The sequence below is a fragment of the Plantibacter sp. AC185 genome (genome assembly GCF_979258065.1).
Map to the genome: position 1 here is coordinate 672,298 of NZ_OZ409831.1, position 24,943 is coordinate 697,240.

At 70.3% G+C, this 24,943-nt stretch carries 28 protein-coding genes; 18 read left to right on the forward strand and 10 right to left on the reverse strand.

Features of this window, described 5'->3' with window-relative positions; translation table 11 throughout:
• Position 1: 1 nt before the first annotated feature.
• The 6 genes from nadB to ACZZZB_RS03250 all read left to right on the forward strand — a co-directional run bounded on the left by nadB (position 2) and on the right by ACZZZB_RS03250 (position 5,064).
• On the forward strand, positions 2–1,627 hold the full coding sequence (nadB, locus tag ACZZZB_RS03225; protein ID WP_463528989.1) for an L-aspartate oxidase: 1,626 nt from the start codon (positions 2–4) through the stop codon (positions 1,625–1,627).
• On the forward strand, positions 1,621–2,472 hold the full coding sequence (gene nadC / locus ACZZZB_RS03230; RefSeq protein WP_463528990.1) for a carboxylating nicotinate-nucleotide diphosphorylase: 852 nt from the start codon (positions 1,621–1,623) through the stop codon (positions 2,470–2,472). The genes nadB and nadC overlap by 7 nt, the downstream gene beginning before the upstream one ends.
• A gap of 1 nt (position 2,473) precedes the next feature.
• The gene (locus ACZZZB_RS03235; protein WP_463528991.1) at positions 2,474–3,616 is read left to right on the forward strand and encodes a cysteine desulfurase family protein; all 1,143 of its coding nucleotides are present in this window, start codon (positions 2,474–2,476) and stop codon (positions 3,614–3,616) included.
• Between the two features lie 108 nt (positions 3,617–3,724).
• Positions 3,725–3,925, forward strand: a complete 201-nt coding sequence (locus tag ACZZZB_RS03240; protein ID WP_064296429.1) for a hypothetical protein — start codon at positions 3,725–3,727, stop codon at positions 3,923–3,925.
• 135 nt (positions 3,926–4,060) lie between these two features.
• Positions 4,061–4,276: a hypothetical protein gene (locus tag ACZZZB_RS03245; protein ID WP_079705518.1), complete on the forward strand. Its 216-nt coding sequence runs from the start codon at positions 4,061–4,063 to the stop codon at positions 4,274–4,276.
• A 218-nt stretch (positions 4,277–4,494) separates the two neighbouring features.
• Entirely contained in the window at positions 4,495–5,064 is a 570-nt protein-coding gene (locus tag ACZZZB_RS03250) for a carboxymuconolactone decarboxylase family protein (protein ID WP_463528992.1), read from the forward strand.
• Between the two features lie 16 nt (positions 5,065–5,080).
• Here ACZZZB_RS03250 and ACZZZB_RS03255 read toward each other — a convergent pair whose 3' ends face one another.
• Positions 5,081–6,736, reverse strand: a complete 1,656-nt coding sequence (locus tag ACZZZB_RS03255) for an ABC-F family ATP-binding cassette domain-containing protein (protein WP_463528993.1) — start codon at positions 6,734–6,736, stop codon at positions 5,081–5,083.
• A gap of 290 nt (positions 6,737–7,026) precedes the next feature.
• On the opposite strand from ACZZZB_RS03255, the gene ACZZZB_RS03260 reads away from it, so the two are divergent.
• Both ACZZZB_RS03260 and ACZZZB_RS03265 read left to right on the forward strand, forming a co-directional pair.
• Positions 7,027–8,166, forward strand: coding sequence for an ice-binding family protein (locus ACZZZB_RS03260; protein ID WP_463528994.1), 1,140 nt, complete (start codon positions 7,027–7,029; stop codon positions 8,164–8,166).
• A 46-nt stretch (positions 8,167–8,212) separates the two neighbouring features.
• A complete protein-coding gene (locus tag ACZZZB_RS03265; protein WP_064296432.1) occupies positions 8,213–8,560 on the forward strand; it encodes a LysR family transcriptional regulator in 348 nt (115 codons plus the stop codon).
• A gap of 13 nt (positions 8,561–8,573) precedes the next feature.
• Here ACZZZB_RS03265 and ACZZZB_RS03270 read toward each other — a convergent pair whose 3' ends face one another.
• Positions 8,574–9,743 carry a hypothetical protein gene (locus ACZZZB_RS03270; protein WP_463528995.1) on the reverse strand — a complete coding sequence of 390 codons (1,170 nt, stop codon included), beginning with the start codon at positions 9,741–9,743 and terminating at the stop codon, positions 8,574–8,576.
• A gap of 134 nt (positions 9,744–9,877) precedes the next feature.
• Between ACZZZB_RS03270 and ACZZZB_RS03275 the strand changes: the two genes are divergently transcribed.
• Positions 9,878–10,396, forward strand: a complete 519-nt coding sequence (locus ACZZZB_RS03275) for a hypothetical protein (RefSeq protein ID WP_463528996.1) — start codon at positions 9,878–9,880, stop codon at positions 10,394–10,396.
• 90 nt (positions 10,397–10,486) lie between these two features.
• Here ACZZZB_RS03275 and ACZZZB_RS03280 read toward each other — a convergent pair whose 3' ends face one another.
• Together ACZZZB_RS03280 and ACZZZB_RS03285 are read right to left on the reverse strand one after the other, a co-directional pair.
• Positions 10,487–10,804, reverse strand: a complete 318-nt coding sequence (locus ACZZZB_RS03280; protein WP_079705513.1) for a HigA family addiction module antitoxin — start codon at positions 10,802–10,804, stop codon at positions 10,487–10,489.
• Positions 10,791–11,072 (reverse strand): type II toxin-antitoxin system RelE/ParE family toxin, encoded by a 282-nt coding sequence (locus tag ACZZZB_RS03285; RefSeq protein WP_463528997.1) that lies wholly within the window; start codon positions 11,070–11,072, stop codon positions 10,791–10,793. The genes ACZZZB_RS03280 and ACZZZB_RS03285 overlap by 14 nt, the downstream gene beginning before the upstream one ends.
• 143 nt (positions 11,073–11,215) lie before the next feature.
• On the opposite strand from ACZZZB_RS03285, the gene ACZZZB_RS03290 reads away from it, so the two are divergent.
• Entirely contained in the window at positions 11,216–11,554 is a 339-nt protein-coding gene (locus tag ACZZZB_RS03290; RefSeq protein ID WP_463528998.1) for a hypothetical protein, read from the forward strand.
• 69 nt (positions 11,555–11,623) lie between these two features.
• Here ACZZZB_RS03290 and ychF read toward each other — a convergent pair whose 3' ends face one another.
• Positions 11,624–12,697 (reverse strand): redox-regulated ATPase YchF, encoded by a 1,074-nt coding sequence (gene ychF / locus ACZZZB_RS03295; protein ID WP_085510494.1) that lies wholly within the window; start codon positions 12,695–12,697, stop codon positions 11,624–11,626.
• 132 nt (positions 12,698–12,829) lie between these two features.
• Between ychF and ACZZZB_RS03300 the strand changes: the two genes are divergently transcribed.
• Entirely contained in the window at positions 12,830–13,411 is a 582-nt protein-coding gene (locus ACZZZB_RS03300) for an exonuclease domain-containing protein (protein ID WP_064296572.1), read from the forward strand.
• Positions 13,412–13,469: 58 nt separating this feature from the next.
• The gene (locus tag ACZZZB_RS03305; RefSeq protein ID WP_079705509.1) at positions 13,470–14,849 is read left to right on the forward strand and encodes a DNA recombination protein RmuC; all 1,380 of its coding nucleotides are present in this window, start codon (positions 13,470–13,472) and stop codon (positions 14,847–14,849) included.
• 79 nt (positions 14,850–14,928) lie between these two features.
• Here the strand turns inward: ACZZZB_RS03305 and glpX are convergent, their stop codons facing one another.
• Positions 14,929–15,927, reverse strand: coding sequence for a class II fructose-bisphosphatase (glpX, locus tag ACZZZB_RS03310; RefSeq protein ID WP_064296437.1), 999 nt, complete (start codon positions 15,925–15,927; stop codon positions 14,929–14,931).
• 50 nt (positions 15,928–15,977) lie between these two features.
• Entirely contained in the window at positions 15,978–16,973 is a 996-nt protein-coding gene (locus ACZZZB_RS03315; protein ID WP_463528999.1) for a fructose-bisphosphatase class II, read from the reverse strand.
• Positions 16,974–17,049: 76 nt separating this feature from the next.
• Between ACZZZB_RS03315 and fbaA the strand changes: the two genes are divergently transcribed.
• Positions 17,050–18,075: a class II fructose-bisphosphate aldolase gene (fbaA, locus tag ACZZZB_RS03320; protein ID WP_085510491.1), complete on the forward strand. Its 1,026-nt coding sequence runs from the start codon at positions 17,050–17,052 to the stop codon at positions 18,073–18,075.
• 62 nt (positions 18,076–18,137) lie between these two features.
• Here fbaA and ACZZZB_RS03325 read toward each other — a convergent pair whose 3' ends face one another.
• Both ACZZZB_RS03325 and ACZZZB_RS03330 read right to left on the reverse strand, forming a co-directional pair.
• On the reverse strand, positions 18,138–18,746 hold the full coding sequence (locus ACZZZB_RS03325; protein WP_192005251.1) for a DUF6264 family protein: 609 nt from the start codon (positions 18,744–18,746) through the stop codon (positions 18,138–18,140).
• Complete coding sequence (locus ACZZZB_RS03330; RefSeq protein WP_463530542.1) at positions 18,743–19,774, reverse strand: 4-hydroxy-3-methylbut-2-enyl diphosphate reductase; 1,032 nt, start codon at positions 19,772–19,774, stop codon at positions 18,743–18,745. The genes ACZZZB_RS03325 and ACZZZB_RS03330 overlap by 4 nt, the downstream gene beginning before the upstream one ends.
• Positions 19,775–19,908: 134 nt before the next feature.
• Between ACZZZB_RS03330 and xseA the strand changes: the two genes are divergently transcribed.
• The 5 genes from xseA (at position 19,909) to ACZZZB_RS03355 (ending at position 24,215) form a co-directional block, all read left to right on the forward strand.
• Positions 19,909–21,168 (forward strand): exodeoxyribonuclease VII large subunit, encoded by a 1,260-nt coding sequence (xseA, locus tag ACZZZB_RS03335; RefSeq protein WP_064296441.1) that lies wholly within the window; start codon positions 19,909–19,911, stop codon positions 21,166–21,168.
• 9 nt (positions 21,169–21,177) lie between these two features.
• Entirely contained in the window at positions 21,178–21,414 is a 237-nt protein-coding gene (locus tag ACZZZB_RS03340) for an exodeoxyribonuclease VII small subunit (protein ID WP_064296575.1), read from the forward strand.
• Positions 21,411–22,106 (forward strand): DUF4245 domain-containing protein, encoded by a 696-nt coding sequence (locus tag ACZZZB_RS03345; RefSeq protein ID WP_167620449.1) that lies wholly within the window; start codon positions 21,411–21,413, stop codon positions 22,104–22,106. The genes ACZZZB_RS03340 and ACZZZB_RS03345 overlap by 4 nt, the downstream gene beginning before the upstream one ends.
• The gene (locus ACZZZB_RS03350) at positions 22,103–22,744 is read left to right on the forward strand and encodes a carbonic anhydrase (protein ID WP_064296442.1); all 642 of its coding nucleotides are present in this window, start codon (positions 22,103–22,105) and stop codon (positions 22,742–22,744) included. Before ACZZZB_RS03345 ends, ACZZZB_RS03350 begins: the two co-directional genes overlap by 4 nt.
• A gap of 67 nt (positions 22,745–22,811) precedes the next feature.
• Positions 22,812–24,215: a class II fumarate hydratase gene (locus ACZZZB_RS03355; RefSeq protein WP_082455866.1), complete on the forward strand. Its 1,404-nt coding sequence runs from the start codon at positions 22,812–22,814 to the stop codon at positions 24,213–24,215.
• A 72-nt stretch (positions 24,216–24,287) separates the two neighbouring features.
• Here ACZZZB_RS03355 and ACZZZB_RS03360 read toward each other — a convergent pair whose 3' ends face one another.
• Positions 24,288–24,869, reverse strand: a complete 582-nt coding sequence (locus tag ACZZZB_RS03360) for a prepilin peptidase (RefSeq protein WP_463529000.1) — start codon at positions 24,867–24,869, stop codon at positions 24,288–24,290.
• Positions 24,870–24,943: the final 74 nt, after the last annotated feature.

Sequence of the window (24,943 nt, forward strand, 5' to 3'; positions counted from 1 at the left end):
CATGGCGACGGTGCTCGTGGTCGGGAGCGGGATCGCCGGGCTCGTGGCCGCGATCCACGCGAGTGAACGGCACGAGGTCGTGGTCGTCACCAAGGACGTCCTCGGCCAGAGCAACACGCGCTATGCGCAGGGCGGGATCGCCGGCGTCATGTTCGACGACGACCGCGTCGAGGACCACGTCCGGGACACGCTGCTGGCCGGTGCGGGGCTGTGCGACGAGGAGGCCGTCCGGGTGCTCTGCACCGAGGGGCCCGAACGGATCCGCGAGCTCATCGCCTTCGGTGTGGCGTTCGACCGCGACGGCGACGGCTTCGCGAAGGGCCTCGAAGCGGCCCACTCCTACCCCCGGGTGCTGCACGCCGGTGGTGACGCGACCGGCGCGGCGATCGAGACGGCGCTCGTCGAGACGCTTGCGGCCCGGCGGGTAACCGTGCTGGAGCACACCGTCCTCGTCGACCTGGTCGTCACCGCCGGGACGGTCACCGGTGCACACCTCCGGTCCTCCGAGCGAGGTGCGTTCACCGCCGACGCCGACCACGTGATCCTCGCCACCGGCGGTGTCGGGCAGCTCTACCCGTTCACGACCAACCCGGCGGTGGCGACGGGCGACGGCGCCGCTGCAGCACTCCGTGCTGGAGCGGTGCTGGCCGACGTGGAGTTCGTCCAGTTCCACCCGACCGCGCTCGCCGCACCCGGCAGTTTCCTCGTCTCCGAGGCCGTCCGCGGCGAGGGGGCCGTCCTCCGGGACGCGAACGGTGAACGCTTCATGCGGGCGCTGCACCCCGACGCCGAGCTGGCACCACGCGACATCGTCGCCCGAGGGATCGCCCGGGCCATGGCCGCGCAGGGCGGCGCCCCGGTGACGCTCGATGCGACCGCGCTCGGTGCGGACCGCCTCGCCGCGCGGTTCCCGGGGATCGACGAGCACCTCCGAACGTCCGGCGTGGACTGGTCGCGCACACCGGTCGCCGTCGCCCCGGCCGCACACTATTGGATGGGCGGTGTCGCCACGGACCTCGACGGCCGGACCACCCTGCCCGGGCTCCTCGCCGTGGGCGAAGTCGCACGCACGGGCGTCCACGGTGCCAACCGCCTCGCCTCCAACTCGCTCCTCGAGGGTGCCGTCTTCGCGGCCCGCGCCGTCGCGGCGATCGATGCGGCACCGGGTCCGATCGCCGGTCGCCCGAGGCTCGGTGGTGAGCGGGTCGTCCTCGATCCCCGTGCGTCCGATGACGACCTCCGACTCCCAACGGACGCCGTCGAGCCCTTCAGCCGCGCGGCGCTCCACGCCGTGATGTGGCGGGATGCCGGGCTGGTCCGTGACGCGCGTGGTCTTGAGCTCGCGCGCCGGACCCTGGACCGTTGGTCGACCGAGCTCGACGACGTCGTCACCGCGCCACGGTCGGTCGCGGCCACCGAGGACCGCAATCTCCTGCTGCTCGCCCGGGCCGTTGTCGCCGCTGCCCTCGCGCGCACCGAGTCACGCGGTGCCCACGCCAGGGACGACCATCCCGGTGTCGATCCGGATCAGGCGTCGCCGATCGCGATCACCCTCGCGACCCCGGCCGACGCGCCCCAGCCCACCACCCACCCATCCGTGAACGGAACCGTGCTCGCACCATGCTGACCCCACACCTCATCGACACCACCGTCACCGCGGCCCTCGTCGAGGACGCCCCGTGGGGCGACCTGACGGCGGCGACCCTCATCCCGGAGGACGCCACGGCCTCGGCCTCCCTGACCGCGCGCGAGGCGGGCGTCTTCAGCGGTTCGGCCGTGTTCGAGGCGGCGTTCCGGCTGACCGACCCGCGCATCACGGTCGCGTTCCTCGTCGCGGACGGCGAACGGTTCGCTGCGGGCGACACCATCGCCATGGTGTCGGGTCCGGCGCATGCCATCCTGACCGCTGAGCGCGTCGCCCTGAACTTCGTGCAGCGGATGAGCGGCATCGCGACCATCACGGCGGCCTACGTCGAAGCCGTGTCGGACACCCGCGCCCGCATCGTCGACACCCGGAAGACGACCCCGGGCCTGCGCGTCTTCGAGCGCCACGCGGTGCGATCGGGCGGCGGACACAACCACCGCCATTCGCTCTCCGACGCCGTCATGGTCAAGGACAACCACCTGGCGGTCCTCCTCGAGCGCGGGCTGACGGTCACCGAGGCGCTGCTGCGGGCTCGCGAGGAGCTCCCGCACACGACGACGATCGAGGTCGAGGTCGACCGCCTGGACCAGATCGAGGCGGTGCTGGCGGCGGGCGTCGACACGATCATGCTCGACAACTTCAGCGTCGACGAGCTCCGCGAGGGCGTCGCGCTGATCGCCGGCCGCGCCATCGTGGAGGCGAGCGGCAACGTGACGCTGTCGACGGTGCGGGCCATCGCGGAGACCGGCGTGGACGTCATCTCCTCCGGCGCCCTCACGCACAGTGTCCGTTCCCTCGACCTCGGACTCGACGTCTCGGTCGACTGAGATGCTCTACCTCGACAACGCCGCGACGACGCCGGTGCGCCCGGAGGTGCTCGAGGCGATGTGGCCGTACCTGACGAGCACCTTCGGCAACCCGTCGAGTCATCACACCGTCGGCGAGGCGGCGGCCGGGGCGTTGCGGGACGCCCGGCGACGCGTCGCGACCGTGCTGGGCGTCCGACCTGGAGACGTGGTGTTCACCTCGGGCGGCACCGAAGCGGACAACCTCGCAGTCAAGGGCATCACCCTGGCGGCCCTCGATCGCGGACGCCATGTCGTCACCTCGCCGATCGAGCACGAGGCGGTCGCGAAATCGGTCGCGTACCTCACGCGGTTCCACGGGGTCGAGGCCACCGTCCTCCCGGTGGACGGGACCGGCCTGGTCGACCCGGCCGAACTCGCCGCTGCACTGCGGCCGGACACAGTGCTCGTCTCGGTGATGGCGTCCAACAACGAGATCGGCACGGTCCAGGACCTGTCGGCGCTCGGAGGCGTCGCCCAGGCCGCAGGCGTCCCGTTCCACACCGACGCCGTGCAGGCCGCGGGATGGCTGCGGCTCGGACTGGATCGCCTCGGCGTGGACGCGCTGAGCCTCGCCGGCCACAAGCTCGGTGCTCCGAAGGGCGTCGGACTGCTCGCCGTGCGCGGCTCCCTGCCGTTGGAACCGCTCCTGCACGGTGGCGGTCAGGAACGCGGTCGCCGGAGCGGGACCGAACAGGTGGCCGCCGCCGTCGGGCTCGCGACGGCGCTGGAGCTCGCCGAGCGTGATCGGGTGGAAGCGGTGGACCGCGTCAGCGGACTGCGTGACGCGTTCATCGCGAGGGTCCTGAACGAGGTCCCGCGTGCTCGGTTGACGGGCCACCCCGAACGACGCCTACCGGGTATCGCATCGTTCGTGTTCCCCGGGACCTCCGGCGAGGCGGTCCTCCTCGAACTCGAACGGCGGGGCGTCATCTCCTCGAGCGGCTCCGCGTGTGCCGCCGGCAGCGACGAGCCGTCACCGGTCCTCCTCGCGATCGGCATCGCTCCGGAGGTCGCGCAGACCGCCGTGCGCTTCAGTTGGACCGCCGCCGTCACCGCGGCCGAGCTGGACCGGACGGCGAGCGCCGTCGTCGCCTCGGTGGAGGCCGTCGCGGGTCTCCGCTGAACCCCACGACGACCGACCGGACGGATCCGGCCGCGCGTTCGGTGACGGCTGTCCGACGCCGGGTGTCTGGCGGCACCCTCCGCCGGAGGCTGAGCTACGGTGGGATCCATGAGCACCGAGCAGGACGCGGCAGACCGCGCACGACGTCGACACGACAACGAGGACGCTGACGCCGTCACCCGGTTCCTCGCCGAGCGTGACCCGGAGTACGACCTCCACACCGAACGTCTGGTCGACCCGGAGGAGGTCATCCTCAAGGACTGGCTGCCGCACGCGACCCCGACCGACGGTGGCGCCCCCGCCCCCTGAGCGACGGCGCCCCGGCGCGCCGGATCGTCTCATGATCTAGCCGTCCACGCCTCGGAACACAAGTGGTTGCCTCGCGGGCGCGGGCCCGCGAGGCTGGAACGGTGACCGAGAGTCGGGATCAGAGACGGAGCTGACATGGGATTCCTGGACAACGCCAAGGACGCTGCTGAGGCGACCGGCCGGAAGATCGGCGAGACCGTCGAAGACGCCAAGGACCGAATCGGTGACAAGGTCGACGAGGCCAAGGCCGACGCGAAGGTGAAGCAGGCGGAGGCCGACGTGAAGAAGGCCGAAGCCGAGCGCGACACCACCGAGGCGAAGAACGACTACAAGGAGCAGCTGCGCGACTGACGCGCCCTCTGAACGACGAGGACCCCGCCTGGCGAACGCCGCGGGGTCCTCGCTCATTGTCGGGGCGCGGGTCTCCCCGGCGACAACCGGGGCCGGTGATGCCGATGTGATCGCCGAGACCCACCGGAAAAGGGTTCTGACAGCGCCGATCTCGAGTGCCATCATGAACGGTAGCCGCGGACGCCCGGCCCGCGGCCCGTTCCGACGAGGTGGCCGACATGTCGATCCTCCACAACATCCCCGAAGCCGATGCCGATGCGACGACGGCCGCGATGTACGACGACGACATCGCCGACCAGGGTTTCGTCGCGGCGCACACGAAGGTGATGGCGTTGAACCCCGGGGCCTACGCCGCATGGGAGGCGCTGATCGGTGAGATCGCCCGACCGCTCGGCCTGCGACGCTACGAGCTCGTGACGCTCGCCGCGGCGCGAGGGACGCGGTCACGGCATTGCCGTCTCGCTCACGGCCGGAGATCGCTTGCGCTGTTCGAGGAGGACCAACTCGTGCGGATCGCGGCGGACTATCACGACGCCGGCCTGAGCCCCGCGGAGGTCGCGATGATGGCCTACGCCGAACGGGTGGGTCGCGACTCGGACCGGATGACCGACGCCGACAGCCTGACCCTGCGCCAGCACGGCTTCTCCGACCGGGAGATCCTCGACATCACCCTCGCTGCGGCCGCCCGCAACTACTACAGCCGAGCGATCCAGGCGCTCGCGGTCGACGTCGACGTTCCCGAGGACATCGGACCCGAACTCCGTGACGCGCTCCTTCGAGGCCTCTGAGCGGTACCGCCGCGGGCTAGCGCTCCGCGACCTGGCCGGCCTCGACGACCCACCGCCGTTCGATCCGGACGGTGTCGAGCATGCGGCGGTCGTGGGTGACGAGGAGGAGTGTTCCGTCGTAGCTCTCGAGCGCCTCCTCGAGCTGTTCGATCGCAGCGAGGTCGAGGTGGTTCGTCGGCTCGTCCAAGACCAGCAGGTTGATCCCCGTCGCCTGGAGCACGGCGAGCCCGGCGCGGGTGCGCTCCCCCGGTGACAGCTCGTCGACGGGCCGGTTCACGTGGTCGGCCTTCAGCCCGAACTTCGCCAGCAGCGTCCTGACCTCTCCCGGACTGAGGTCGGGCACGATCGCCTCGAAGCGGTCGGCGAGCGGCTCCGTGCCGACGAGCAGTGAGCGGGCCTGGTCGATCTCGCCGATCCGCACACTCGAGCCGAGGCTCGCACTGCCCGCGTCGGGTTCGCGACGACCGAGCAGCGTGGCGAGCAGGGTGGACTTGCCGGCGCCGTTGGGCCCGGTGATGCCGATGCGATCGCCCACGTTCACCTGGAGCGACAGGGGGCCGAGCTGGAAGTCGCCCTGCCGGACGACGGCCTCGGACAGCGTCGCGACGACCGTGCTCGAACGCGGTGCGCTGCCGATCGTGAACTGCAGCTGCCACTCCTTGCGCGGTTCCTCGACCTCGTCCAGCCGGGCGATGCGGCTCTCCATCTGCCGGACCTTCTGGGCCTGCTTCTCCGAGGACTCCGCCGAGGCCTTCCGCCGGATCTTGTCGTTGTCGGGCGCCTTCTTCATCGCGTTCCGCACGCCCTGGCTGGACCACTCCCGCTGCACCCGGGCGCGACCAATGAGATCGGCCTTCTTGTCGGCGAACTCGTCATAGGCGTCGCGGGCGTGCCGCCTGGCGACCTCACGCTCCTCGAGGTAGGCCTCGTATCCGCCCCCGAAGACGCGGTTGCTCTGCTGTGCGAGGTCGAGTTCGAGGACGCGCGTGACGCAGCGGGCGAGGAACTCGCGGTCGTGGCTGACGAGCACCACACCCCCGCGCAATCCCTGCACGAAGCGTTCGAGCCGCTCCAAGCCGTCCAGGTCGAGATCGTTGGTCGGTTCGTCGAGGAGGACGATGTCGAATCGCGACAGCAGCAGCGCCGCCAGTCCGACGCGAGCGGCCTGCCCACCGGACAGCGAGGTCATCATCGTGGTCGTGACATCCGCGTCGAGGTCCAGCCCGAGGTCGGCGAGGACCGCGGGGATCCGCTCCTCGAGATCGGCAGCGCCGCTCGCCAACCAGCGGTCGAGGGCGGCGGAGTAGACGTCCGCGGGGTCCGCGCCTGCCTGCGGGGGTTCGGCGAGCGCCGCGGCAGCCGCGTCCATCGCCTCGGTCGCCGCAGCACAGCCGGTGCGCCGGGCGATGTAAGCGGCGACGCTCTCGCCGACGACGCGCTCGTGTTCCTGCGGGAGCGCGCCCACGAAGGCGTCGGAGGGCGACAGCGAGATCGTGCCTGCCTGCGGTTCGAGGGAGCCGCCGAGGAGCTGGAGCAGGGTCGACTTCCCCGCGCCGTTCATCCCGACGACGCCGATCACGTCACCCGGTGCCACCGTCAGATCGAGGCCGTCGAACAGGGTGCGGTGGCCGTGTCCTCCGGCCAGGCCTTGGGCCACGAGCGTTGCAGTCATAGGTCAATCGTCTCACTCGGACCGGGCGCAGGAGACCGTTCATTCCGCGCCACCCTCGCGCCCGCCCGCGAATAGCACGACATCACGATCGGGTACGCGTTCCGCACTAACCGACTGGGCGCCCCCCGAAGGTGTTACACAGGGAGCAGTTGCGGTTGATGTCGCCATGTTCTTTGGCTTCGCGCCCCTCCCACACGGAAGGGGCCCTGATGCGCCTCGAACTCTCTCCACCCGCCCGCAGCGCCAGACCCGGCCGCGTTCGCTCTCGCCTCTTCGCCGCAGCGGCAGTCGTGACCGTCGGACTCCTGGCCATCGGTGCCGGACCGGCGAACGCCGCGACCACGATCAACGGCCCGATCAACCTGGGCACGGCAGCCAAGTACGGCGTGCTCGCAGGGTCGACCGTCACCAACACCGACTCCCCGACCACGATCAACGGCGACCTCGGGCTGAGCCCGGGGAGCGCCGTGACCAATTTCCCGCCGGGCATCGTCAACGGCATCCAGGATGTGACCAACGAGGTCGCCGCCACCGCCAAGAACGACCTCCTCATCGCGATGGGTACCGCCTCCAGTCTCACGCCGGCCCCGCAGCAGGTCGGTGACCTCACCGGCCTCAACCTCGAGCCCGGCGTCTATGCAGGCGGAGAGATCTCCCTCACCGGCAACGTGACGCTCACCGGCGCCGCAGAGTCCGTCTGGGTCTTCCAGGCCGCGAGCACGCTGGACACCGCCGTCGGCTCCTCGGTCACCCTCGTCGGCGGCGCGAGTGCTTGCAACGTGTTCTGGCGCGTGGGCAGCTCGGCCACGCTCCGCGGAGGCGCGCCCTTCGTCGGCACGATCCTCGCCGACGCGTCCATCTCCACGCAATCGGGCACGGTCGTCGAGGGTCGCCTGCTCGCATCCACCGGTGCTGTGACGCTCGACAACACGGTCATCACCCGTCCTGCAGGCTGCGACGACGGCAGCGGCTCCGTCGTGACGACGAGCCCGGAGATCACCTCCGCTCCGCTCCCCGGCGGCACCGTCGGTACGACGTATGACAGCACCGTCACCTCCACGGGCAGCCCCGACGCGACGTACACGGTCACCTCGGGTGCCCTGCCCCCGGGACTCGTCCTCGATAGCGTGACCGGTGGCGTGACCGGCACGCCCACGACGCCCGGGACCTACACGGTCACCATCACTGCGAGTAACGGCGGCGCGCCCGACGACTCCATCGAATCGACGATCGTCATCGTCCCGCCGGGCACCCCGCAGGTCCCCGGTCAGCCGGCGGTTCCGGCCGGAGACATCACGAGGCTCCCCGACACCGGGTTCCAGGGATCCACGCTCGCGATCGTGGCCGGCTCCCTGCTCGGCCTCGGTCTGCTCGCGGGTATCGCCTCGGTGATCGTGCGACGTCGTCGACGCGACCAGCTGGGTGGCTGACGCGACACTGGTCGGCAGCCTGACGCCGTGACCGTAGGCTGAGGGCATGGATCACAAGCAGCTGCGCTCCTTCGTCGCCTCCGCGGAGACCCTCCACTTCGCGAAGGCGGCCAAGGCGCTCGGCGTGCCGCGGAGCACCGTCGTCGCCGACGTCCGGAAGCTCGAGGAGAGCGTCGGAGCGGAACTGTTCGCTCGCGACGTGGAATCCACGCAGCTGACGGACGCCGGCTACGCGTTCCTCATCGAGGCGCGTCGCCAACTCGACGCCTCAGCGGCAGCAGCAGCGAAGTCGGCTCCTGCGCCGGGCGGCAAAGCCAAGGCGAACAAGGGCAAGGGTCGCGCGCCGAAGGTCAAGGGCGAGCCGCTGCCGTACAAGAAGCGCCAGGGTCGCTGAGCCGTCCCCGCCGTCAGCGGTCCTGCGTCTCCGACGCGGACTCGACGACCCGCACCGATTCGCCTCGCCGCTCGGCGTCGGCTCGGGCCGTCCGTGCGATCGACACGAGGGTCTCGACGGGCGTCGGCGCGGCCGAATCCACCGCGACACCGAGGTTGGCAGCGCCCGCGAAACCGTCGAGCTGCTGCGTCACGGCCTCCCGGTAGCCGGCGGCGATCGGTGCCGCGAGGTCGTGGAGACCCGAGAGGCCGGTCGGCCCCGATTCGACCGACGTGGCCACGAGGATCGTCCCGCTCCACACGCGGGTGCAGACGGACCCGGCCGGCAGCTCACGGAAGACCGCGGCTGCGAGCAGTGCCTCCAGCTCCCCCGCCGTCGCCATCCCGTAAGCGCGGCGGAGGTCGCCGTAGCCGTCGATCGCCACGACGAGGATCGCGAGGCGACGATCGGACTGCTGGCCCTCGCGGAGTCGGGTCGCCTCGGCGATGAACGCCCGGCGCCCCACCGCGCGGACGCCCACCCGCTCCGGGGAGAGGCGCTGCTTGCGCTCCCAGGAGCGCAGGAGGACGAGGCCGACCGCCACGAGGACCACGAACACGAGGTTCATGTACGTGACGAAGGCCGTGCCGAACAACCGCTCGAAGAGCTCCGAGTGGGGACCGCCCGTGAGGTAGACCGCGAGGCGCACGGCGGTGAACGCCGCGTGCAGGATCATGACGACGACGAGCACCAGTGACGCCCGTGCCGCTCGCATCCGCCCCCGCCGCGCCTCGTACGCGACCAGCAGCGACAGCATGATGAGCGAGATGAGCCGGGCGATGGTGCCGGCCCACTCCGGGTCGTCGGTGGGGTCGAGGACGGCGGAGATCGCCGTCACGCCGACGAAGAGGGTGCCGAGCAGCACGAGGCTGCGGCGCCCGTTGAACAGCCGGCACCCGACCCACAGGGCGGAGATCGAGGCGACCATGGCGGCGTTGGCGACGGCGACGATCCATACCGAGTCGCCGTTGAGCGTGGCGGCGAGGTAGCTGACCGCCGAGAGGAGGGTGGTGGCGAATCCGGACATCCAGGCTGCCATGTGGCGTCCGGCGAGGGTTCGCGCGCTGTCGAGTCCGTAGAAGATCCCGCACGCGGCGCAGACGATCACCGCCACCACCAGCATGCTCGCCAGATCGATCGTCATCCGGTGCCTCCCGTGGCGCCCGTTTGGGTGGCGCCTCATCGAGCGTACCGCCGGAGCAGTACCCCGCTGGCGGGAGAGACGTCGGAAGCACCAGGGTGCTGAACCACGGTGACCCGATGTGCCACCATCGATCCATGCGCGAATCGCCCGACAGCCCCGTCGCCGTCCGCGCGACGGCGTTCCGTGGCACGTCGAGATGGCGCCGACGGCCGCTGCGGTTCGTCGGCTACGACACCCTCCTGCCGGACGGTTCCGTCAGGTTCGACGTGGATCTCGCCGCAGCCATGCCTGCCCAACCGGCGGATGCCTCGACCCGCGACACGAACGTCCACGACCGCTGCCCCGAGGTCGGTGCCGGTCCGTGGATCGACGTGTTCGGGCGTGCCGTCGACGGGCCGGACGACGGCGGACCGCCGCTGAGTGAACGGCGCCGCGCGCGCCCGCGACCCACCGACCTGCCCGGCCGCCGCCCAGCGGCGAAGGTCAGGCGACACTGGCGCACCGGCTTCGGCGTGGCAGCGCTCGGAGTCGGCGCCCTACTCGTCATCGGACCGCTCCGCGACACCCCTCTGGGCTTCCTCGGGGTGGTCAGCGCTTTCGCCGGGCTCGCAACCCTCGCGGGCCTGGTCCCCCGCGCCAAGCGCTGGTGGTGACGGTCGAGCGCGTCGGCCCAGAGTGCACGTTCTGTCCCACAACCCGGATCATGGCGACAGAACACGCGCTCTCGGCGTGGAAGCGTGACACTATGCGGCAGCAGGCTTCAACGGTGTGATCGCCGCGATTTGCTGCGAAAGCCGATCCTCGGCGAGGTCGAGCTCGTAGCGCATCTGCAGGTTGAGCCAGAACTGCGCCGAGGTGCCGAAGTACTTCGCAAGCCGGAGCGCGGTGTCTGCCGTGATGGACCGCTTGCCGTGGACGATCTCATTGATGCGACGTGGCGCGACTCCGATGGACACCGCCAGCTTGTTCTGCGTGATGCCGAACCCCTCGATGAAGTCCTCCATCAGGACTTCACCGGGGTGGATCGGTGCGAGCTTGCCGCTCGAGTCAGTGATGGTCAACGATCTCCACCTCCTCTGGCCCTGTGTCCGTCCACACGAAACAGATTCTCCACTGGTCATTGATCCTGATGCTGTGCTGCCCGACACGATCGCCCTTGAGCGACTCGAGTCGGTTGCCCGGTGGGACCCGAAGATCGTCGAGCATCTCTGCGGCACCCACCTGGCGAAGCTTCCGGAGCGCAACCCGATGGATCCGAGGATCGATCGACCGCACTCGTTCCCGACGCCACAATCGCTCGGTATCCCGGTTGCCGAACGACCTGATCATCGTAGCAGGGTATAACGCACCTCGTTAATAACGCGAGTCGTTACACACTCCTTGCGATGAACCGGTTCATGGTAGGAACACCCCTACTCGAACCTCCGGACCTCCGGACCTCCGGACCTCCGGACCTCCGGGAGAATCGAGGCATGAACATGCGCTACGTGGACCATGAACCGGGAATGTGGTTCCTCGTCGAGCAGGAGGGTTCGCTCTACCTCGACGCGAGGTACAGCTACAGCGCCCTCATCGACGATTCCGCGCTCATCCGGCTGAACGACACCGAGCTCGCCGCCTACCTCGCGGGCGACCACGATGTCCTGTCCGACCTCGCCGGACGCATCCACAACAGTGCGCCTTACCGACCTGCATCGCAGTTCTTCAGCAGGGATCTGTACCGCAGCGCAGACGGCACGCAGTATCGCGACGCCGTCTCAGCGGCGATCGCCGATCACACGTGGATCGCGGAACAGCGACGGAAGCGGTGACCACCACCGAGAGTGCTCATTCCGTCGACGCTGGCGCTGCTGCACGACGAAACGCGCGCTTTCGACGGGCTAGACGTTGAAGCGGAACTCCACGACGTCGCCGTCCTGCATGACGTAGTCCTTGCCCTCCATGCGGGCCTTGCCCTTGGAGCGGGCCTCAGCGACGGAGCCGGTCTCGACGAGGTCGTCGAACGAGATGACCTCGGCCTTGATGAAGCCCTTCTCGAAGTCCGTGTGGATGACGCCGGCCGCCTGGGGCGCCTTGGCACCCTGCGGGATCGTCCACGCACGCGACTCCTTCGGACCCGCCGTGAGGTAGGTCTGGAGACCGAGCGTCGCGAAGCCGATGCGTGCGAGCTGGTCGAGGCCGGACTCGGTCTGGCCGGTCGACTCAAGCATCTCGCGGGCGTCGTCCTCGTCGAGGTCGACGAGCTCCGACTCGAGCTTGGCGTCGAGGAAGACGGCCTTCGCCGGTGCCACGAGGGCGGCCAGCTCGTCGAGCTTCGCCTGGTCCTGCAGGACATCCTCGTCGACGTTGAACACGTAGATGAACGGCTTGGCCGTGAGGAGACCGAGCTCCTTGATGGGCGCGAGGTCGATCTTCGTCGCCGAGAGCGGGGTGCCGGCGTTCAGCGCGTCCTGCGCCTCCTTCGCCGCCGTGAGGACGGAGGGGTCGAGCTTCTTGCCCTTGACCTCCTTCTCGAACCGGGTGATCGCCTTCTCGAGCGTCTCGAGGTCGGCGAGGATGAGCTCGGTGTTGATGGTCTCCATGTCGGACGCCGGGTTCACGTCGCCGTCGACGTGCACGACGTCGGGGTCGGCGAAGCCGCGGACGACCTGCGCGATGGCGTCGGCCTCACGGATGTTCGCGAGGAACTTGTTGCCGAGGCCCTCCCCCTCGCTCGCGCCCTTGACGATGCCGGCGATGTCGACGAAGGACACCGCGGCGGGCAGGATGCGCTCGCTGCCGAAGATCTCCGCGAGCTTGCCCAGCCGGGCGTCGGGCAGTTCGACCACGCCGACGTTCGGCTCGATCGTCGCGAACGGATAGTTCGCTGCGAGCACGTTGTTGCGCGTGAGCGCGTTGAACAGGGTGGACTTGCCGACGTTGGGCAGGCCGACGATGCCGAGAGTAAGAGCCACGAGGGTCTATCGTACTTGGCCGCGCGTCCCCGTGGGTCGCGCCTCCGCTCCGGGCACGGATCGGCACCGTCGATCGAGCGGGTTGCGGCGTGCCACCCGAGCGGTGTCGGACGCTGGTGCGAGGGTGAGGACGTGCCACTGGATTTCACCGCCATCGACTTCGAGACCGCGAACTCGTCATCCGCCTCCGCCTGCAGCGTGGGCCTCGTCAGGGTCCGCGACGGCATCGTCGTCGACCGCGCGGGCTGGCTCATCCAGCCCCCTGCCGGACACGACGCGTTCCTCGAGTGGAACACCCGCATCCACGGGATCGTCGCGACCGACGTCCTCGGGGCGCCGGGTTGGGCGGACCAGCTCGACACCCTCCTCGACTTCGCCCAGGGTGACGCCCTCGTCGCCCACAACGCCGGCTTCGACATGGGCGTCATCCGCGGTGGCTGCGCCGCCACCGGCCTCGACTGCCCCGACCTCAGCTACCTGTGCAGCCTCAACGTCGCCCGCAAGACGTACCAGCTCGACTCCTACCGGCTCCCCGTGGCGGCCCTCGCCGCCGGATTCGACGACTTCCAGCACCACGACGCCACCGGCGACGCCGAGGCCTCCGCGCACATCATCATCCACGCCGCCGCCCGCCACGGCGCCTCCTCGATCGCCGAACTCGCGCAGCTCACGAGCGTGAAGATCGGCCGGATCGGGACGGCCGTCGCCGCCTGAGCCCGCGGTCGCCGCGCGGCCTCCGACCGATGTCGGCGGCCCGCGACACACTGAGGGCATGGACAGCGCACTCGCCCTCGGGATCGGCCTCCTCATCGGACTCGTCATCGGCGCAGCCGTGGCGGTCCTCCTGCTGCAGCGGCGCACCGGCGCGGGTTCGGTCGACCCGGCGCTGCTCGAGGCCAGGCACACCGCCCAACTCGCCGACCTCCGCGGTCAGCAGGCACAGCTCCTCGCCGACGCGTCCGCGCGGGAGGCCGAACTCCGCGCCGCGCTGCGCGCCGAACTCGCCGCGCTCGACGCCACGGCCGACGGGCTCGGACGCGAGCTGAACGCCCAGCGCGAGCAGTACCGCGAGCTCGCCGAACGCCACCGCGCCGACGCCGAACGACGATCGCGCCAGGAACACGAGGAGAGCCAGGTCTTGCAGGCCCTCGCGCCCGTGCAGCACAGCCTCGAGCACATGCAGGCGAAGGTCGCGGAACTCGAGCAGCAGCGCAGCCGCCAGCACGGTGAGCTCGCCCAACAACTGAAGACGGCTTCGGAGTCCGAGGAACGCCTGCGGTCCACGACGGAGTCGCTCGCCTCGGCGCTCCGCAACAACGCCACCCGCGGCGTCTGGGGCGAGACCCAGCTCCGGAACGTCGTGGAAGCCGCGGGCCTCACGCAGCGCGTTGACTTCGACCTGCAGTCGAGCATCACGTCCGACAACGGCATCGGCCGACCCGACATGGTCGTGCGACTCCCCGGCGGCAAGTCGATCGCGGTCGACGCGAAGGTGCCGTTCGCGCAGTACCTCGAAGCCAGCACCATCCCCGTCACGGCGACAGGCGAGGAAGCCGCACGACGTACCGCCCTCCTCGCGCAGCACGTGAAGGCCGTGCGGTCGCACGTCGACGCCCTTGCGGCGAAGGGCTACTGGCGCGGCCTCGAGTCGAGCCCGGAGTTCGTGATCTGCTTCATCCCGAGCGAGTCACTCCTCGCCGCAGCACTCGAGGCCGACGCGAGCCTGCTCGACTACGCCTTCGGCAAACGGGTCGCCCTCGCCTCCCCCGTCAACCTGTGGGCGGTCCTCAAGACGGTCGCGTTCACCTGGCAGCAGGACGTCCTCACCGAGGACGCGAAGCGACTGTTCGACCTCGGCAAGGAGCTCTACCAGCGACTCTCGACGCTGTCGGACCACGCCGACCGCCTGCGCCGGTCCATCGAGAGCACGGTCACCAACTACAACCAGTTCGCCTCGTCGTTCGAGACCCGCGTGCTCGTCACGGCGCGCAAGCTCGACGGCCTCGACGAGGCGACGGTCATCGGTCAGGTGAGCCAGAGCGACGCCTCACCGAAGCGCCTCACCGCACCGGAGGCGCAGCCCTCGCCGGAGCCGTCCGATAGCGAGCCGAGCGAGCTCGAGGCGCGACTCGCGCACCGGCTGCAGGACTGACCGGCACGAGCACCGCACGACGAAGCGCCCGGCACCACCGTGAGGTGGAACCGGGCGCTTCGTGCTGCTGGAGGAACGGCTACAGCCACTTCGCAGCGAGGTGGTCCGCCTCGACGCGACGGATGGTGCCGGAACGCGACCGCAGCACGAGGCTCTCGGTGCGGATGATCGGACCCTTGCGCTGCACACCGTCGACGAGTTCACCGTGGGTGACGCCCGTCGCGACGAAGTACGTGTTGTCGCCTCGGACGAGGTCGTTCGCGCCGAGGACGCGGTCGAGGTCGTGACCGGCCGCGAGCGCACGCTCACGCTCGGCGTCGTCCTTCGGCATGAGCTTGCCCTGGATGAGCCCGCCGAGCGCCTTCACCGCACACGCGGTGATGATGCCCTCAGGCGTGCCGCCGATGCCGACGCACATGTCGATCCGCGAGTCGTAGCGCGCGGCGTTGATGCCACCCGCGACGTCGCCGTCGAGCAGCAGACGCGTCCCGGCACCCGCCGCGCGGATCTCCTCGATGAGCTGCGCGTGGCGCGGTCGGTCGAGGACGGCGACGCGGATGTCCTCGGGCTGCTTGCCCTTGGCCTTCGCGAGCTCGCGGATGTTGTCGCCGATGGACTGGCTGATGTCGACGACACCGATGCCGTCGGCGCCGGTGACGATCTTGTCCATGTAGAACACCGCGGACGGGTCGAACATGCTGCCGCGGTCGGACACGGCGATGACGGAGAGGGCGTTCTGGCGGCCTGCGGCGGTGAGGCTCGTGCCGTCGATCGGGTCGACGGCGATGTCGCAGGACGGGCCGCGGCCGTTGCCGACATGCTCGCCGTTGAACAGCATGGGCGCTTCATCCTTCTCGCCCTCGCCGATGACGACCACGCCGTCGAAGTTGACGGTGCCGAGGAAGGCGCGCATGGCGTCGACCGCTGCGCCGTCGGCGGCGTTCTTGTCGCCTCGCCCGATGAACGGCGCCGCCCTGATCGCGGCGGCCTCCGTCGCTCTCACGAGCTCCATGGCGAGGTTGCGGTCGGGCTGCAGATAGTGGGAGCCGGTTTCAGGCTGGGTCACTGGATCCTCCATGGATCGCTCGCCTCGTGGGACACGACGCTTCGGTGGATGAGGGTTTCAGCCTATCGAACCGGGCTGGGAAGGCCGCTGGGTGCGTCTCGATCGAGGCGCTTCCGTGACCTCGTCAGCGGGCTTCCGGGACCGACGACGACGGACTCGACCAGGACACCGCCGTCCGCTTCGACCCGGACTCCGGCGAGTTCGGCTCCGGCGGCGAGCGCGGTCGACGTGACGGCGCTGAGCAGCAGCCAGGCGTCATCGCGGCAGAGTTCGTCGAGCGGGACCTCGCGATCGAGATCGGTCCCGGCCTCGACGAGCCGCGCACGTTCCTCCGGCGACTGCGGTGCGAAGCGCGCTGTCATCCAACCACCGAGGGCCTGGACCGCGGCAGCCGTGAGGATGCCCTCGGGGGCTCCTCCCACACCGAGGAGCAGATCGAGGTCGCCGTCGGCGGCCGCGGCCCGCAGGGACAGGGCGACGTCGCCGTCCATGAAGCTCACGAGCTCGGCACCGGCGGCGGTCACGGCCTGGGCGGTCGCCGCGTTCCGCGGACGGTCCTGGACCGCGACCCGCAGCTGCTCGACCGGCCGCCCCAGCCGGGCCGCGAGCCGGTCGAGGGTCACCGCGATCGGGTCGGCCAGCGACAACTCGCGTCCCCCGCCGGCGGCGACGAGCTTCTCGAGGTAGTACGCCGGGCCGATGTCGAACATCGCACCGCGCGGGGCGATGGCGATCACGGCGACGGAGTCCGGCTTCCCGGAGGCAGCGAGCTTCGTGCCGTCCACGGGGTCGACGGCGAGGTCGATCGCCGGCCCCGCTCCCGTGCCGAAACGTTCCCCGACGAAGAGCATGGGCGCCCGGTCCTTCTCGCCCTCCCCCACGACGACGCGCCCGTCGACCGGGAGCGATTCGAGCGCTCGGCGGAGCGCATCGACGGCGACCCCGTCGATGCGCATGCCGTCTCCACCTCCGACGAGACCCGCGACCGCGGCAGCCGCGGCCCTCGTGGCGTCGAGGAAGCCGTCAAGGAGGTCGGTGTCCGGAGTGCGCTCGATCATGTCCCCATCGTGCCGTATGCCTCGGAGCCCGAGTCACTAGACTTCAAGGCGAATCGTCCCCACGCAAGGAGAAGACATGCCCGTCGCCACCCCGGAACAGTACGCAGCGATGCTCGACAAGGCGAAGTCGAACGGGTTCGCGTACCCGGCGTTCAACGTCTCGAGCAGCCAGACCATCAACTCCGTCCTCCAGGGCCTCACCGAGGCCGGTTCCGACGGCATCATCCAGGTCACCACGGGCGGCGCCGACTACTTCGCCGGCCACACCGTGAAGAACCGTGCCGCCGGCGCGATCGCCTTCGCGAAGTTCGCGACCGAGGTCGCCAAGAACTACCCCGTCACCGTCGCGCTCCACACCGACCACTGCCCGAAGGACGCGCTCGACGGCTTCGTCATGCCGCTCATCGCCGCCTCCGAAGAAGAGGTGAAGGCCGGTCGCAACCCGATCTTCCAGTCCCACATGTGGGACGGCTCGGCGGTCCCGCTCACGGAGAACCTCGAGATCGCGACCGAGATGCTGAAGCGCACCAAGGCCATCAACGCCATCCTCGAGGTCGAGATCGGCGTCGTCGGCGGCGAAGAGGACGGCGTCAGCCACGACATCAACGAGCACCTGTACACCACGCTCGACGACGCCATCGCGACCGTCGAGGCGCTCGGCCTCGGCGAGCAGGGTCGCTACATGGCCGCCCTCACCTTCGGCAACGTGCACGGCGTCTACAAGCCCGGCAACGTCAAGCTCCAGCCCGAGCTGCTGAAGACCATCCAGGACGGCCTCACCGCCAAGTACGGCCACGGCCCCAAGCCGCTCGACCTCGTCTTCCACGGCGGGTCGGGTTCCACCGACGCCGAGATCGCCGAGGCCGTCGCGAACGGTGTCGTCAAGATGAACATCGACACCGACACGCAGTACGCGTTCACCCGCTCGATCGCCGGCTACATGCTCTCGAACTACGAGGGTGTGCTGAAGCTCGACGGCGAGGTCGGCAACAAGAAGGTGTACGACCCGCGCGCCTGGGGTAAGGTCGCCGAGTCGGCGATGGCCGCTCGCGTCCTGGAGTCGACGAAGCAGCTCGGCTCGTACGGCACCAGCACCTCCTAGTCACCTGCACCAACAGAACGGGCCCGGCATCGCTGCCGGGCCCGTTCTTCGTGTGTGGACGACTACGGCTGCTGCGAGCGGACGTACTCCATGAACGCCGGGTCGGCACCCATGGCCACGGCGAGACAGATCACCACGACCAGGTTCGCTGCGACACCGGCGACGAGCGGGATCCAGAAGGTCAGTCGACCCGCGCGGAGGGACCGGCTCGACAGGATGATGGCGCCCACCCACAGGGCGATCTGGAGACCGAGCGCCAGGATGCCCATGGCGCTCGCGAGACCGTCCGAGGAGTACCCCGAGACACCCATCTGCACGAGTGCAGGGCGGATCAGGCCGGGGAGGTCGAGCAGACCCGGCATGGTCACGATCAGGCCGACGAGGCCGAGTCCGAGCAGGATCGACGTCGCGATCCGGTCTCCGGCGACGGGTCGTCGGGCGGCCACGGTCGGAGCGCCCGGCTGCACCACCCCAGGCTCATGCGCCTGCTCACGCGTCTGCTCGCGCAGGGTCGGCTCCTGCTGCTGCCGCGGTTGCCGCTCGACGGGGACGACCGGCGCGATGCCGAGCTCCTCCGCCCGCTGTTCGTCGATGGGCTCGGCGATCCGGGCACGCTGCTCCTCGGGGGACGCGTACTCACCGAACTGCGGACGGGGGCGGGATTCGCTCATGGTCGACGCCCTCCCAGGGCGCGCGGATCGGTCGTGCCGGCAAGGTCCTTGCGCAGCTCCTTCGGCAGGGAGAACATGAGGTCCTCCTCGGCCGTCTTGACTTCCTCCACCGCGCCGTAGCCGGCACCGGAGAGTTCTTCGAGCACCTCGTCGACGAGGACCTCCGGCACGGAGGCGCCGCTGGTGACACCGACCGTGACGACGCCGTCGAGCCAGGACTGCTGAATCTCGTGCGCGTAGTCGACGCGGTAGGCGGCCTTCGCGCCGTACTCGAGGGCGACCTCCACGAGGCGCACCGAGTTCGAGGAGTTCGCCGACCCGACCACGATCACGAGGTCAGCGTCTTGGGCCACCTTCTTGATGGCGACCTGACGGTTCTGGGTCGCGTAGCAGATGTCGTCGCTCGGCGGATCCTGGAGCTTCGGGAACCGCTCGCGCAGGCGGCGGACCGTCTCCATGGTCTCGTCCACCGACAGCGTGGTCTGCGAGAGCCACACGACCTTGTCCGGGTCGGCGACGACGAGGTCGTCGACGGCCTCCGGGCTCGTCACGAGCGTGACGTGGTCGGGCGCTTCACCGGCCGTCCCCTCGACCTCCTCGTGCCCCTCGTGTCCGATGAGCAGGATCTCGTAGTCGTCGCGGGCGAAGCGGACGGCCTCGCGGTGGACCTTGGTGACGAGCGGGCAGGTGGCGTCGATCGCGAGCAGCCCGCGGTCGGCGGCGGCATCGACCACGGCGGGCGAGACGCCATGCGCACTGAAGACGATGTGCGCGCCGGACGGCACCTCGTCGACCTCTTCCACGAACACCGCGCCCTGGGCCTCGAGCTGGTCGACGACGTGCACGTTGTGCACGATCTGCTTCCGGACGTACACCGGCGCGCCATAATGCTCGAGCGCCTTCTCGACGGCGACGACCGCGCGGTCCACGCCGGCGCAGTAGCCCCGAGGGGCGGCGAGCAGGACGCGCTTCTCGCCGGCGACGGGGAGGTCTGCGAGGCGTCCGGCGATGCGTCGGAGCCTCGGCATGCCGAGGCCGATGGCTGGGGCGTCGCGGAGATCGGTCACGTGTGGATTCTACGCGGCAGCGCTCGGGAGTCGGCCGTGAACGCCCGGGTGGTCCGCGACCCCGCGCCGTCGGTGCTCGCGGCTAGGCTTGAGGGATGAGCGATGCACCGGCCACCATGGAAGCCCCCTGGCCGGTCGCGCTCCTCGGCACGAAGCTCCGCGACTACATCGACCGCCTCGGCACGGTCTGGGTCGAGGGCGAGATCACGCAATGGGGCGCCTCGGGCGGCAACGTCTACGGCAAGCTCAAAGACCTCGAGATCGATGCGACGGTCGGCTTCACCATCTGGTCGTCCGTCCGAGCGAAGATCCCCGCCGACCTCAAGCAGGGCGACCACGTGGTCGCGTTGGTCAAGCCGAACTACTGGCTCAAGGGCGGCACGCTCACCATGCAGGTCATGGCGATGAAGCACGTCGGCATCGGCGACCTCCTCGAGCGACTCGAACGGCTCCGTCGGCAGCTCGCCGAGGAGGGGCTCTTCGACGCGTCGCGCAAGCGGCCGCTCCCGTTCCTCCCGCAGTGCATCGGGCTGGTCACCGGCAAGGACTCCGACGCCGAGAAGGACGTCCTGCGCAACGCGGAGCTGCGCTGGCCGTCGGTCCGGTTCCGCGTCGTCCACGCCGCCGTCCAGGGCGACCGCACCCCCGGCGACGTCGTGAGCGCCTTGCAGACGCTCGACGCCGACCCCGAGGTCGACGTCATCATCGTCGCGCGTGGCGGCGGCGACTTCCAGAACCTCCTCGGGTTCAGCGACGAACGCGTGGTCAGAGCCGCGGCCGCCTGCACCACGCCCCTCGTGAGCGCCATCGGCCACGAGGCGGACCGCCCACTGCTCGACGACGTCGCCGACCTCCGCGCCTCCACACCGACCGATGCCGCCAAGCGGGTCGTCCCCGACGTCGCGGAGGAGTTCGCTCGCGTGCAGCAGGCCCGCGTCCGGTTGTCCTCCCGGGTGACCTCCTTGCTCGGTCACGAGATCGACCGACTCGCGACCCTCCGCACCCGTCCTGCGCTCGCCGACCCGTCCTGGATCGTCGACTCGCGGGCGGACGAGCTGACCCGCACGGTCGCGAGGGGTGCCGAGCTCATCGACCGCGCCGTCGAGCGCTCCCAGCGCGAGGTGACGGAACTGCGCGCGCACCTCCGCGCCCTGTCGCCGCAGCGCACGCTCGACCGCGGCTACGCCATCGTCCAGCGAGCGGACCCGGAGGCCGGCGTCCCGGGTGGCGCGGTCATCCGTGCGGAGGGCGACGCCCCCGCCGGGACGGAGCTCCTGGTCACCCTCGCCTCCGGCGCGATCGGCGCCTCCAGTACCGGCCCGGCCACGGCTGCCGCCCGGACCGACGACGAATAGGATAGAAGCATGCCAACCCCCTCCGATGTCCAGGAGCTCAGCTATGAGCAGGCACGCGACGAGCTCGTGCGTGTCGTGTCCGAGCTGGAGCAGGGCTCGGCGTCGCTCGAGGACTCCCTCCGGCTCTGGGAGCGCGGCGAACAGCTCGCCCAGCGCTGCGAGGAGTGGCTGATCGGCGCGAAGGCACGGCTGGACGCGGCTCGCGCCGCCCAGCTCGGATCCGGCACTCCGGACGCATCGCGGTGAAGGACACCAAGCCGCCGCGCGTCGTTGCCGAGCTCGGCCGCCCCGAGACGCCGCAGGAGACCGCAGACCGCAAGGCGGAGAACTCCCGCCTCTACCGCTCGCGCAAGACCGTCAACAACCTCGTCCTGTCGCTCCTGGCCACGGTCGGCCTCGTGGTCGTGATCGTGCTCGCCGTGCCCCGAGGTGAGGCCCCGGAACGCCCGACCGTCGACTACGCGCAGCTCGCCGGCCAGGCGCAGCCCGACCTCCCCGTCCCGCTCCTCACCCCCGAGCTCGGCGACGACTGGGGCAGCAACTACGCCGACGTCCGCACCGCAGCCTCACCGGTCGCCGGCACACCCGACATCCGCTCCTGGAACGTCGGACTCATCTCCCCCGACGACGAGTTCGTCGGCCTCGTCCAAGGCGTGGACGCCAACGACACCTGGCTCCTCGCCGAGCTCGACGAAGCCCGGCCCACCGGAACCGTCACCATCGACGGCGTCGAGTGGGTCGAATACGCGAACGGCAGCGGCTCCGACGACGGTAACGTCGCGTACGCCCTGTCGACCGTCGCCGGTCGGAGCACGATCGCCGTGTTCGGCACGGCGAAGCCCGAGTACGTCCTCGATGTCGCACGATCCGTGCGCACCGGGGTCACCGCCAACCTCGACGCCCCGTCGGGCGCCCCTGCAGAAACGGACTCAGAATGACCCAGAAGCGCCCCGGTGCCGTCTGGCGCGAGATGCAGCGCGGCAACGCGCGGTTCGTCGCCGGTCAGCCCGCCCACCCCCGCCAGGACGTCGAACGCCGCGCCACGCTCGCGCACTCCCAGGCCCCGGAGGCGGTCATCTTCGGCTGCTCCGACTCCCGCCTCGCGGCCGAGATCATCTTCGACAAGGGACTCGGCGACCTCTTCGTCGTCCGCAACGCCGGCCAGATCGTCTCCGACTCGGTGCTCGGCACCCTGGAGTACGCCGTCGGCGTCCTGCAGGTCCCGCTCATCCTCGTGCTCGCGCACGACGAGTGCGGCGCCGTCCGCGCGGCCATCGACTCGCAGATCGAGGACGCAACGCCGCTCCCCCCGTACATCGACCAGCTGATCCAGCAGATCGTCCCCGCCGTGAGTGCGGTCGCCGGCCCTGCACCGATCGACGCAGCCTCCGTCGACACCTCCGAGGTCGGACGACGCCACCTCCGCCGCACCGTCATGGAGGTCGTCTCGCGCTCCGAGCTCATCAGCGACGCCGTGGCGGCCGGGACGGTCGCCATCATCGGCGCGAACTACAAGCTCCTCGAGGGCACCGCCGTCGCCGACATCGTGATCGGCGACGTCACCGTCCCCGAATGACCTCCACTCCGCTCACCGACCGGTCGAGCGCAGCACCACCGCAATCGCACGAAGGAGAACGAACAGCGTGGTAGACACCTCAGCAACCGAGTACCGCATCGAACACGACACCATGGGCGAGGTGCGGGTCCCCGCCAACGCGCTCTACGGTGCGCAGACGCAGCGGGCCGTCGAGAACTTCCCGATCTCGGGCAGCGGGCTCGAGTCGGCGCAGATCGCCTCGCTGGCCCGGATCAAGAAGTCCGCGGCACTCGCGAACGCCAAGCTCGGCGTCCTCGACCAGGGTGTCGCCGACGCGATCGCCGCTGCAGCCGACGAGGTCATCACCGGCGCGCACGACGCGCAGTTCCCGGTCGACACCTACCAGACCGGCAGCGGCACCTCGTCGAACATGAACATGAACGAGGTCCTGGCGACGCTCGCGAGCGCGCGCCTCGGCAGCCCGGTGCACCCCAACGACCACGTCAACGCCTCGCAGTCCTCCAACGACGTCTTCCCGACCTCGGTGCACATCGCGGTCACGAGCGCCCTCATCGACGACCTCATCCCGGCCCTCGACCACCTGGCCGTGTCGCTCGAGCGCAAGGCCGAGCTGTGGAAGACCGCGGTGAAGCCGGGCCGGACGCACCTCATGGACGCCACGCCGGTCACCCTCGGCCAGGAGTTCGGTGGCTACGCCCGCCAGATGCGTCTCGGCATCGAGCGCGTGCGCACGGCGCTCCCCCGCGTCGCGGAGGTCCCGCTCGGCGGAACCGCGACGGGCACCGGCATCAACACGCCGAAGGGCTTCCCCCAGCTCGTCATCGAGCTGCTCGCGCAGGAGACCGAGCTGCCCATCACCGAGGCCCAGGACCACTTCGAGGCCCAGGGCGCTCGCGACGGACTCGTCGACGCCTCGGGAGCCCTCCGGGTCATCGCGGTGAGCCTCACGAAGATCTGCAACGACCTCCGCTGGATGGGCTCGGGCCCGAACACCGGTCTCGGCGAGCTGCACATCCCCGACCTCCAACCGGGATCCTCGATCATGCCCGGCAAGGTGAACCCCGTGATCCCGGAGGCCGTCCTGATGGTCGGCGCCCGGGTCATCGGCAACGACGCGACCATCGCCTGGGCCGGCGCCTCGGGCTCCTTCGAGCTCAACGTGGCGATCCCGGTCATGGGCACGGCGCTCCTCGAGAGCATCCGTCTCCTGTCGAACGCGACCCGGGTCCTCGCCGACAAGACCGTCGACGGCCTCGAGGCCAACCTCGACCGCGCCGCGGCACTCGCCGGCTCCTCGCCCTCGATCGTCACCCCGCTGAACAAGATCATCGGCTATGAGTCGGCGGCGAAGATCGCCAAGCACTCCGTCGCCAAGGGCCTCACCGTCCGCGAGGCCGTCGTCGACCTCGGGTTCGTCGAACGCGGCGAGATCACGGAGGAGCAGCTCGACACGGCGCTCGACGTCCTCTCGATGACGCACCCCGGCTGAGTCGACCCGCTCGTCGAACGACCGGACGGCCCCGGAACCCACGCGGTTCCGGGGCCGTCTCCGTCCGTGTGGTCACGCTGTGGCGGCGATGGCGCTCCAGCAGCCGAGGAGCAGGAACGGGCCGAACGGGATGCGCGTGCGCCAACCGGCGGAGCCACCACGGAAGCGTGCGAGAAGCACGACGACCACACCCGCGAGGCCGGCCGAGGAGACCGACACCACCGCGAAGAGCAGTACCGCGGACGTCCCGAAGCAGCCGACCGCGAGGCCGAGCATCGCGCCCAGCTTCACGTCCCCCATGCCCAGCCCGCCGAAGAGGGCGCACACGTACAGGACGGCGCCGACCGCGAACCCCGTCAGGAGCGGTTCGAGCGGGGCCACCTGACGCACTGCGGCATCGACCGCGGTGACCGGCACCGCGATGGCGAGCGCCGGCAGCACGAGACGGTTCGGGAGCCGCCGCTCCGCGACGTCGATGCGCACGAGCGGCGGCGTGATGCAGGCGAGCCATACGAGCACGATGACGACCGGACGCGGGTCGGGGCCGAGCCGGGCAACGGTGACGGCTACGAGCAGCAGCGTCGAGCCGGCCATCGCCGCGGTGGCGACACGCGGGTGCAGCCGCCTGCCGGTGGAGGTCGGTCGCGAGGGCATCCCGTCAGGATAGGAGGATCCTCGCGCCGGCCCTCGGCGTTCTCCACAGGCGGCCGGAGCCGGCGGAGCGAGCC